Annotated in this window: 7 protein-coding genes; all 7 read right to left on the bottom strand. The window is 70.4% G+C overall.

Translation table 11 applies throughout. From position 1 onward, the window contains the following. Window positions 1-63: 63 nt before the first annotated feature. The gene (locus tag ACYVE9_RS07900; protein ID WP_461027019.1) at window positions 64-1,038 is read right to left on the bottom strand and encodes a glycine betaine ABC transporter substrate-binding protein; all 975 of its coding nucleotides are present in this window, start codon (window positions 1,036-1,038) and stop codon (window positions 64-66) included. Between the two features lie 121 nt (window positions 1,039-1,159). Beyond that, complete coding sequence (locus tag ACYVE9_RS07895; protein ID WP_461027018.1) at window positions 1,160-2,134, bottom strand: ABC transporter substrate-binding protein; 975 nt, start codon at window positions 2,132-2,134, stop codon at window positions 1,160-1,162. A gap of 107 nt (window positions 2,135-2,241) precedes the next feature. Then, entirely contained in the window at window positions 2,242-4,281 is a 2,040-nt protein-coding gene (locus ACYVE9_RS07890) for an ABC transporter permease (protein WP_461027017.1), read from the bottom strand. Then, window positions 4,278-5,381 (bottom strand): quaternary amine ABC transporter ATP-binding protein, encoded by a 1,104-nt coding sequence (locus ACYVE9_RS07885; protein WP_461027016.1) that lies wholly within the window; start codon window positions 5,379-5,381, stop codon window positions 4,278-4,280. Before ACYVE9_RS07885 ends, ACYVE9_RS07890 begins: the two co-directional genes overlap by 4 nt. Next, a complete protein-coding gene (locus ACYVE9_RS07880) occupies window positions 5,381-6,922 on the bottom strand; it encodes a GMC family oxidoreductase (protein WP_461027015.1) in 1,542 nt (513 codons plus the stop codon). The genes ACYVE9_RS07885 and ACYVE9_RS07880 overlap by 1 nt, the downstream gene beginning before the upstream one ends. An 80-nt stretch (window positions 6,923-7,002) precedes the next feature. Further along, a complete protein-coding gene (locus tag ACYVE9_RS07875) occupies window positions 7,003-8,505 on the bottom strand; it encodes an aldehyde dehydrogenase family protein (protein ID WP_461027014.1) in 1,503 nt (500 codons plus the stop codon). A 525-nt stretch (window positions 8,506-9,030) separates the two neighbouring features. Then, the gene (locus tag ACYVE9_RS07870) at window positions 9,031-10,020 is read right to left on the bottom strand and encodes a malate dehydrogenase (RefSeq protein ID WP_461027013.1); all 990 of its coding nucleotides are present in this window, start codon (window positions 10,018-10,020) and stop codon (window positions 9,031-9,033) included. Between the last annotated feature and the right edge of the window lie 253 nt (window positions 10,021-10,273).

The following is a 10,273-nucleotide window of genomic DNA, read 5'->3' as shown; positions in this document are numbered from 1 at the left end:
GCCGCTGACGGCCGCGGACCGGCCGTCAGCGCGCCGGGTGCCGGCTGCCGGAGGGAGCAAGGGTCACCGCTGCTCGGGCAGCCAGCGCTGCCAGACGGTGGGGTTGTCGCCGATCCACTCGGCTGCCGCCTCGGACGGGGAGAGCCCGTCGCCCTCGATAAGCTTGGCGACCTCGTTCTGCTGCCGGGTGGACCAGCGGAAGTTCTTCAGGAACTCCGCGGCGTCGCCGCCGTGTTGCTCGAAGTCGGCGTTGAAGTACTTCTGGATCGGGACGATGGGGTACGCGCAGTCGGTGAACTCCTCCGGCACGTTGCAGCCCTCGGCGTAGTCCGGCAGGTCGACCTCGACCAGGTCCAGTTCGAGGTTCCGCCAGTGCGGCTCGTACCAGTAGGTGAGGAACGGCTCCTTCGCCGCGTACCTGCTCTTGATCGCTTTCACCAGCCCGTCCTCGCCCTTGGTGGGCATGACCTCGAAGTCGAGTTCGAGGTTCTTCACCAGGATCTCGTCGCTGTTGGTGAACGAGGGGTCGGCGCCGATGAACGCGCCCTTGCCGCCGCTGCCGGGCACCCGGAAGTCGTCGGCGTACTTGTTGAGGTTCCGGTAGTCGGTGATCTCCGGGTTCTCGTCCGCGTAGTAGCGCGGCACGAACCAGCCGATGTGCCCGGTGACGCCCAGGTCGCCGCCCTCGACCACGGTCCGTCGCTCGGTGACGTACCGCTCCTCGCGTTCGCGCTGGCCGCGCCAGTCCTCCAGGGCGGCGTGCACCGAGCCGTCGTTCATGCCGTCCCAGGCGTCCTCGGAGTCCATCTCCCGGGCTTCGACCCGGACTCCGATCTCCTCCTCCAGCAGCTTCTCGGCGACGGCCACGTTGGCCCGGGCTCCGGCCCACTTGGGCACCGCGATGGTGACCGTGCGGTAGTCGTGCCGTTCCCCGTCGTCCGGTGCGTCGCCGCCGGACGTGCAGCCGGCCGTGACCAGCAGCGCGAGGAGCGTCGCCGGGACGAGCGCCCGGCCGCGATGGGTGGTGCCCTGACGCATACGTGGTTCTCCCCCTGGTGTCGCCGGCCCTCCGCGGAAACGGGCAGGGCCCCGGAACGCACCGCGTTCCAGGGCCCTTTCAGTGTGCGGCACTCACCGGTGCCCGCGCATCACCACCGGGTCAGGCGGTGGGGATCCACTTCTTCCAGGTGTCCTCGTTGGCCTCGATCCACTTGGTCGCGGCCTCCTCCGGGTCCATGTTCTCGCCGGCGATCATCTTGGCGACCTCGTTCTGGTCCTCGGTGGTCCACTCGAAGTTCTTGAGGAACTCCGCGGCCTTGCCGCCGTTCTCAGCGAAGTCGGCGTTGAGGTACTTCTGCAGCATGAGGGTCTGGTAGCCGCACTCGGTCTTCTCGGCGGGCTCGTTGCAACCGGGCTCGTACTCGGGCAGCTTGACCTCGACCATGTCGATGTCGGCGTTCATCCACTGCGGCTCCCACCAGTAGGTGATGAACGGCTCCTCAGCCTTGTAGAGCCGCGAGATCTCCTTCAGCTGGGCCGCCTCGCTGCCGGTGGGCAGGATCTTGTAGTCCAGGTCGTGGTTCTTGATGAGCTGCGCGTCGTAGGAGGTGTACGAGGGGGCGGCGCCGATGAACTGCCCCTTGTCACCCGACTCCGAGGTCTTGAAGTCGTCGACGAACTTGTTGAGGTTCTTGTAGTCGAGGACCTCGGGGTTCTCGTCCGCGAAGTACTTGGGCACGAACCAGCCGATGTGGCCCTCGACGCCGAGGTCGCCGCCCTCGACGACGGTCTTCTTCTCCTCGACGTAGAGCTTCTCCTTCTTGGGCACGCCGCCCCAGTCCTCGAGGATGGCGTGCGCCTTGCCGCTGTTCAGGGCGTCGAACGCGACGGGCTCGTCCATCTGCTGCTGGGTGGCGGTGACGTCGAGCTCGTCCTCCAGGAGCTTCGCCGCGACCGCGACGTTGGCCTGCGCGCCCACCCAGGAGGGGACGGCGAGCGTGACCTTCTTGACGCCGTCCTCGCTGCTGCTGCTGGAGCTGTTGTCGGTCTCGGCGGCGCAGGCGCTGAGCGCCACCATGCCGAGAACGCCGACGCCGGCGACGAGGGAGGTGCGTATCCGCTTGCTGTACTGCATGTGAGGTCGCGCTCTTTTCTGTGAAGTGGCAGACGTGCAGGGGGGTGTAGTGGGGCGGCGCGCGTCGGTGGACGACGGGTGCGCCGGCGGTTCGGTGGTGCCGGGGTTCACCGCAGGTCCTGCTTCGCGGTGCCGGGCTGGGTGAGGCGGTCGAGCATCACACCGAGGCAGACGATGGCCAGGCCCGCGGGCAGGCCGATCGCGAGGTCGCCCCGGGAGAGCCCGGTGATGACGTCGTAGCCCAGCGCGCCGCCGCCGACCATGCCGGCGATGACCACCATGGACAGCACCAGGACCACGCCCTGGTTGACGGCGACGAGCAGCGAGCCCCGGGCGAGCGGCAGTTGCACCTGCCGCAGCTGCTGCCAGGGCGTCGCGCCCATGGAGCGGGCGGCTTCCAACGCGGCGGGGTCCACCTGCTTGAGGCCCTGCGTCGTGATGCGGATGACGACCGGCAGCACGAAGACCACCGCGGCTGCGATACCCGCGGCGCGGCCGGCGCCGAACAGGGCGATGACCGGGATCAGGTACACGAACTGCGGCATGGTCTGCATGGTGTCCAGCACCGGGCGCAGCAGCCGTTCGATGCGCTGCACCCGGGCGGCGACGATGCCGATGACGAAGCCCATCAGCAGGGTGAGGAGCAGTCCGAGCAGCACCTGGGAGAGCGTGTTGATCGACTTCGTCCACAGGCCCATCACGCCGATCGCGGCGAGCGACAGCGTCGCGGTGAGTGCGGCCCGCCAGCGGCCGACGGCCCAGGCCATCGCGCCGGCCAGCAGCAGCAGCGCCCACCAGGGCGTCGCGTCCAACCCGCTGCGCAGCGGGTTGAGCACGTAGACGGCGAAGTTGTCCGCCCAGGTGATGGTGCCGCCGAGGACGGGCACGCCGGACCCGAGGGAGCTCTCGAACCAGTCGGTGAAGGTGTTGACGGGCCCCGAGATGTCGATGCGCCAGTCGGTGGGCCACACCGGCTCGGAGAGACGGCTGCCGAAGGCGGCCAGCAGCGCGAGCAGGGCCGCGAAGCCGGTCCACGCGGGCCAGCCGCGCAGCCGGTCGGCGGGGCCGGGGCCCTTGCCGTACTCGTTGCCCTGGTCGAGGCGGGCGCCGGCCGCGCCGGTGGTGCGGTCCAGCAGCACGGCGAGCAGCACGATGGCGATGCCCGCGGTCAGCGCCTGGCCGACGTTGACCTTGCCGAGCGCCTGGTAGATCTTGTCGCCGAGGCCGCCGGAGCCGACCACGGAGGCCAGCACGACCATCGACAGACACATCATGATGGTCTGGTTGAGGCCGAGCAGCATCTCCTTGCGGGCCAGGGGCAGCCGCGCGGTGAGCAGCCGCTGCCAGGGGCTGGCGCCGAGCGACGCGGACGCCTCCAGGGTGGCCGGGTCGGCGTTGCGCAGGCCGAGCGAGGTGAGCCGGGCCATCGGCGGGGCCGAGTAGATGATCGTGGCGATCAGCGCCGACGGCACGCCGATGTCGAAGAGCAGCACGAACGGCAGCAGGTAGGCGAAGGCCGGCATCACCTGCATGGTGTCGAACACCGGGCGCAGCAGTCGTTCGCAGCGGTCGGAGAGGCCCGCGGCGAGGCCGAGCAGCAGGCCGAGCAGGGCCGACACCGCTACGGCGACGGTCATCAGGGCCAGGGTGTCCATGGTGGGCGCCCACATGCCGAGCAGGCCGCAGACGACGAACACCCCGAGGGCCGTGGCTCCGGTGCGCAGCGCGGGACGGCGCAGCCCGCCGCCGCCGGCGTACCAGGCGAGGGCCGTGCCCAGCACGGTCACGCCGACCCAGCCCATGGACGTGAACAGCTCACTCAGGCTCGCAACCGAGGACTCGGCGGTGTTGCTGATGTGCAGCAGGAAGTACAGGAAGATCCAGTGCGTGTCCCGGTTGTTGACCAGCCAGGAGTTGAGCTCCTCCAGCGGGGTGCGCACGTCGTAGACGAGGCCGCTGGGCCACGTTCCGGCACCGGTCACGGCGGCGCTGACGACGACGACCAGCAGTGCGGCGAGCACCAGCGACACCCGCGGGTTGCCGAGCAGTCGGCGGACGGGGGGCCGGCTGGGCGGCGCGGGCGGCGGCAGCGTGTCGTCGGGGAGCGGCAGCCCGGCCTTGGTGAGTACGGCGGGGGCGGCGCTCATACGGCCGCCACCTCCCGGCCCTCGGGTTCCTGGTCGAGGCCGGCGACGACGGCGAGCAGCTGCTCGTGGTCGACGACACCGAGGGTGCGGCCGGCCTCGGCGACCCGAACGTGGTCACCGGTACGCGCCACGGCTTCGATGGCGTCGACGACGAGTGTGCCGGGGGCGATCGCGGGGCCGTTGTCGGCCTCGGCGCCGATCGGCGGGCGCATCGCGCGGCGCACGGTGATGACCTGCTCCCTGGGCACGTCGCGGACGAAGTCCCGGACGTAGTCGTCGGCGGGGTTGGCGACGATCTCCTCGGGGGTGCCGAGCTGCACGATGGCGCCGTCGCGCATCAGGGCGATGCGGTCGCCCAGCTTGAGGGCCTCGGAGAGGTCGTGGGTGATGAAGACCATGGTGCGGCCCTCTTCGCGGTGCAGTCGGATGACCTCCTCCTGCATGTCGCGGCGGATCAGCGGGTCGAGGGCGCTGAACGGCTCGTCGAAGAGCAGCACCTCGGGGTCGGAGGCGAGTGCGCGGGCGAGGCCGACGCGCTGCTGCTGGCCGCCGGAGAGCTGGCCGGGGCGGCGCTCGCCGAGTCCGTCCAGGCCGACCTTCGTCACCATCTCGGCGGCCCGGGCGCGGCGTTCGGCGCGGCCCATGCCCTGGATCTCCAGGCCGTAGGCGATGTTGTCCAGGACGCTGCGGTGCGGCAGCAGACCGAAGTGCTGGAAGACCATGGCGGCGCGGTGACGGCGCAGTTCCCGCAGCCGCGCCTTGTCCATCGCGATGACGTCCTCACCGTCGATCTCCAGCGTGCCGCTGGTCGGTTCGATGAGGCGGGTCAGGCAGCGCACCAGGGTGGACTTGCCGGAGCCGGAGAGGCCCATGACGACGAAGACCTCACCCTTGTGGACGTCGAAGGAGACGTCCCGCACGGCGGCCGTGCAGCGGGTCCTCTCCCGCAGCTCGGTGGCGCTCAGTGCGGCGAGTTCCTCGTCCTGCGGTATTCGCTCGGCCTTGGGGCCGAACACCTTCCACAGATTGCGCACGGAGAACACCGGCTCGGTGACTGCGGACTCGGGGCTGTTCGTGGTTGTCCCAGCGGACGCAGACATTAGGCAACACCTCCCGGTGTCGTAGAAGCTTGCAAGAGGTCGGCTGCCTTCTCGCCCACCATGAGCACGCCGATCATCGGGTTGACCGCGGGCATGGTCGGAAAGACGGATGCGTCCGCGACGCGAATCCCGTGCAGACCGCGGATCCTCAACTCTGGATCCACGACGGCATGTTCGTCGTCGGCGGCGCCCATCCGGCAGGTACCGGCAGGATGGTAGACGGTGTGGGCGACCTGACGTGCGTAGGCGCTGATCTCCTCGTCGCCGGTCACCTCCGGGCCCGGGCACACCTCACGCTTGAGCCACTTGGCGAACGGCTCGCTCCGGGCGATCCGCCGGGCCAGCTTGATGCCGTCGACGAGGGTCTGCCCGTCGTAGCCGTCCTCGTCGGTGAAGTAGCGGAAGTCCAGGGCCGGTTTGACGTCCGGGTCGGCGCTGGTCAGGTAGAGCCGGCCGCGGCTCTTCGGCTTGGGGATGTTCGGTGTCATCGACACCCCGTGCTCGGGGCGTTCGTAGCCGAGCCGCTCGGGGTTGTCGGTGAACGGGATCTGGTAGAAGTGGAACATCAGGTCCGGGCCTGCGGACTCGGGGTCGCGGCGGACGAACAGGCCGGCGTCGGAGTCCATCGCGGAGTTGTCGGGGATCGGCCCGTCGGTCTCCCAGACGATGACCGACTCGGGGTGGTCGAGCAGGTTCTCGCCGACGCCCGGCAGGTCGTGCCGCACGGTGATGCCCAGCTCGCGCAGGTCGTCGGCGGGTCCGATGCCGGAGTGCATCAGCAGCCGCGGGGTGTCCACCGCGCCGGCGCACAGCAGCACCTCACGCCGCGCTTCGACCAGCGTCTCGGTGCCGTCCTTGGCGCGGACGTGCACGCCCGTCACCCGGTCGCCGTCCAGCTCCAGGCGGAACGCCCAGGTCTCCAGCATGAGGTGGAGGTTGGGGCGGTCGCCGGCTTCCATGTGCGGGTGCAGGTAGGCGACCGACGCGGAGGAGCGCTTGTTGTTCTCCGGGTGGTACGCAAGGTCGAAGAAGCCGGCGCCCTCGTGGAACGGCTGCTTGTTGAAGCCCTCGACCCGCGGCACGTCCAGGGCGTCGACGGCCGCCGCGACCCAGTCCCGGGCGATGGCGTTCCGGTCCTTCTCGTCGACCGGCACGATGTTGTTGCGCAGCTTGCCGTAGTAGGGGTCCATCGCCGCGGCGTTCCAGCCGGTGGCGCCCGCCGCCTCCCACTCGTCCCAGTCGGACGGAAGCGGCTTGAAGGAGATGAGGGTGTTGTGCGAGGAGCAGCCGCCCAGCACCTTGGCCCGGCTGTGCCGGATGTGCGAGTTCCCGTGTGGCTGCGGCGTCGTGGGGTAGTCGTAGTCCAGCTCCCCGCCGAGCAGCCCCAGCCAACGGCGGAGCGTCAGCACCTCGGGCCGGTCGATGTCGGAGGGGCCGCCCTCGATGACGGCCACCGTGACGTCCGGGTCCTCGGTCAGGCGGGACGCGATGACGGATCCCGCGGTGCCGCCGCCGATGACGACGTAGTCGTAAACGCTCATGACGTGGGTGCTGCTCCTTGAGGGGTGTTGCGCGAACTCGGTGAGGGCTTCGGGGCCGTCCGGCCCCTGGGCGGGGCTGTTCAGCCCGCGAACCAGCGGACGGGGGAGGGCCGCAGGTTCTCATACACGTGTTTCGTCTCGCGGTACTCGTCAAGACCGGACGGTCCCAGTTCGCGTCCGACGCCGGACTTTCCGAAGCCTCCCCACTCGGCCTGCGGCAGGTAGGGGTGGAAGTCGTTGATCCAGATCGTGCCGTGCCGCAGCCGGCCGGCGACGCGGCGGGCGCGGGCGGTGTCACCCGAGAAGACGGCTCCGGCGAGGCCGTACTCGGTGTCGTTGGCGAGGGCGACGGCTCCGTCCTCGTCGGTGAAGGTCTCCACCGTGAGGATCGGGCCGAAGGTCTCCTCGCGGACCACCCGCATCTCGCGGTGGCAGTGGTCGAGCACCGTCGGCTCGTAGAAGTAGCCGGTGGCCGGGCGGACTTCGCTCGCCTCGGGGCGCTTGCCCCCGCACCGCAGTTCCGCGCCCTCGGCGAGTGCCGACGCGACGTAGGCCTCCGTCTTCTCCAGCTGCTGCTGGGAGACGAGCGGCCCGCACTCGACGCCCTTCTCGGTTCCCCGGCCGAGTCGGATCAGTTCGGCGCGCCGGACCAGTTCGGTGACGAACCGGTCGCGGACCGACTCCTCGATGATGAGCCGGGCACCGGCCGAGCAGACCTGGCCGCTGTGGATGAACGCGGCGTTGAGCGCCTGGTCGACGGCGGTGTCGAAGCCCTGCTCGGTGGCGCAGGCGTCGGCGAAGACGACGTTGGGGTTCTTGCCGCCCAGTTCCAGCGCGACCTTCTTGACGGTGGGCGCGGCGGCCTCGGCGACCTTGACACCGCTGGCCAGTCCGCCGGTGAAGGACACCAGGTCCACGTCGGGGTGTTCGGCGAGGCGGGCACCGACCGGCAGCCCGGCGCCGGTGACGACGTTGCCGACACCTGCCGGCAGCCCGGCCTCCACCAGCAGCTTCATCAGGTGGACGGTGCTCAGCGGCGTGACCTCGCTGGGCTTGACGACGAAGGTGTTGCCGGCCGCGAGCGCCGGAGCGATCTTCCAACTCGCCTGGAGCAGCGGGTAGTTCCACGGCGTGATCATGGCGCACACGCCGACCGGCTCGTGCACCACGACGCTGTGCACGTCGGCGCTGCCCGCGTCGACGACCCGCCCGCCGGACTCGTTCATCACCAGGTCGGCGAAGTAGCGGAAGGCGTTGGTGACGTCGTCGACGTCGTAACGGCCCTCCTCCAGGGTCTTGCCGGTGTCACGGGACTCGATGAGCGCGATCTCCTCGCGGTCGCGCTGGAGCAGGTCGGCGACCCGGCGCAGCAGCGCGGCGCGTTCAGCGGTCGGGGTGTGCGGCCACTCACCGGTGTCGAAGGCGCGGCGGGCGGCGGCGACCGCCGCGTCGGTGTCCTCGGTACCGCCCTCGGCGACGGTCGCCAGCGTGCTCGCGTCGGCCGGGTCCAGCACGTCCCGGGTGTTACCGGCTGTAGCTGAACGCCACACTCCGTCTACATGAACAGTTTCGAGTCCCGACACGTCTGATTGCTGCCTTTCCTTACCGATTTGCCGTACGCCGACCGCGCTGGCAACTGCCACCCCTGCCCCGATCGCTCGTTTTCATGTCTGTGTCTTTACAAGAAACCTGAAGAAGTGGGCTTCGTCACCGCTGACACGCCCTCAACAGTCGTCACATACGGTGACTGCGATATGCGTTTGGGTGGGCCGGTGGAGGTCGGCCGGTGCGGGCACGGCTCGCCGGGGCACGCGGGGGCGACGCGGGGATACGACCGCCGGCGGTCTGCGCGATCCGGGCGCTGGTGGCCTGACGGCCTGCGGCGAGGTGGGCGCGCTGCGTCGCAGCCGCACCCGGGGGAACGCACCGCGGCCCCCGGCACGGCGTTCGCGTGCGGGGGCCGGACGTTACGAGCACTGGCGAGGGCGTAGTGCCCCGGCGGTGCGGCGCACCGGGCGGGGGTGTGCCGCCGGTGCGGCGGCCACTGCTCCGACGGATGGGCGGTGCGGCGCCCGGGAGCAGTGGTCCGCCGGCTGCGGGTTTCCCCGTCAGAGCAGGCCGAGCCCGCGAACGGCGTCGCGCTCCTCCGTCAGCTCCTGCACCGAGGCGTCGATCCGGGCGCGGGAGAAGTCGCTGATCTCCAGCCCCTGGACGATCTCGTAGCGGCCGTCGGCGCAGGTGACCGGGAAGGACGAGATGAGGCCCTCGGGCACACCGTAGGAACCGTCCGAGGGAATGCCCATGGAGGTCCAGTCGCCGGCCGGGGTGCCGTTGACCCAGGTGTGCACGTGGTCGATCGCGGCGTTGGCCGCGGAGGCCGCCGAGGACGCGCCCCGCGCCTCGATGATCGCGGCACCGCGCTTGGCGACGGTCGGGATGAACTCGTCGGCCAGCCACTTCTCGTCGTTGACGGTCTCGGCGGCGTTCTTGCCGGCGACCTCGGCGTGGAAGATGTCCGGGTACTGCGTGGCGGAGTGGTTGCCCCAGATGGTGAGCTTGCGGATCTCCGACACCGGGGTGCCGGTCTTCTTCGCCAGCTGCGACAGCGCGCGGTTGTGGTCCAGGCGCGTCATCGCGGTGAACCGCTCGGCGGGCACGTCCGGCGCGGCGGCCTGGGCGATCAGCGCGTTGGTGTTGGCGGGGTTGCCCACCACGAGGACCTTGACGTCGTCCGCGGCGTGGTCGTTGATGGCCTTGCCCTGCGGCTTGAAGATGCCGCCGTTGGCCTCCAGCAGGTCGCCGCGCTCCATGCCCTTCGTCCGCGGCCGGGCCCCGACGAGCAGCGCGACGTTGGCGCCGTCGAAGGCGACGTTCGGGTCGTCGGAGATGTCGATGCCCTGAAGCAGCGGGAAGGCGCAGTCGTCGAGCTCCATGGCGGTGCCCTCGGCGGCGCCCAGCGCCGGGGTGATCTCCAGCAGGCGCAGCCGGACGGGTACGTCCGGGCCGAGCAGGTGCCCGGAGGCGATTCGGAAGAGCAGCGCGTAGCCGATCTGGCCGGCGGCTCCGGTGACGGTGACATTGACGGGAGTGCGGGTCATGGCGGGTCTCCGTTGAACCTGACAGTGGCGGCTGGATCTCTTGGATCCCGGAAATCTCTCCACATCAAGAGATTCGGCGTCAGGCTATCGGACACGGCCCTCCGCCCACACGCAGGGCAGCCGCCCGCCGTTGAGGGGGCGGGGCGGGCGGCTGCCGGGCGCGAAGAGCACCCGTGGGGGGACGACGGCCGCCTTCCCCCCTGTCCCCGCCCCCATGCCTGCGACCTCTCGGACGCGGCGGACCGGGGGTGAC

The sequence above is a fragment of the Streptomyces sparsus genome, assembly GCF_054776295.1.
Note: the sequence above shows the minus strand (reverse complement) of the source record. Positions and strands in the feature narration are given on the sequence as shown.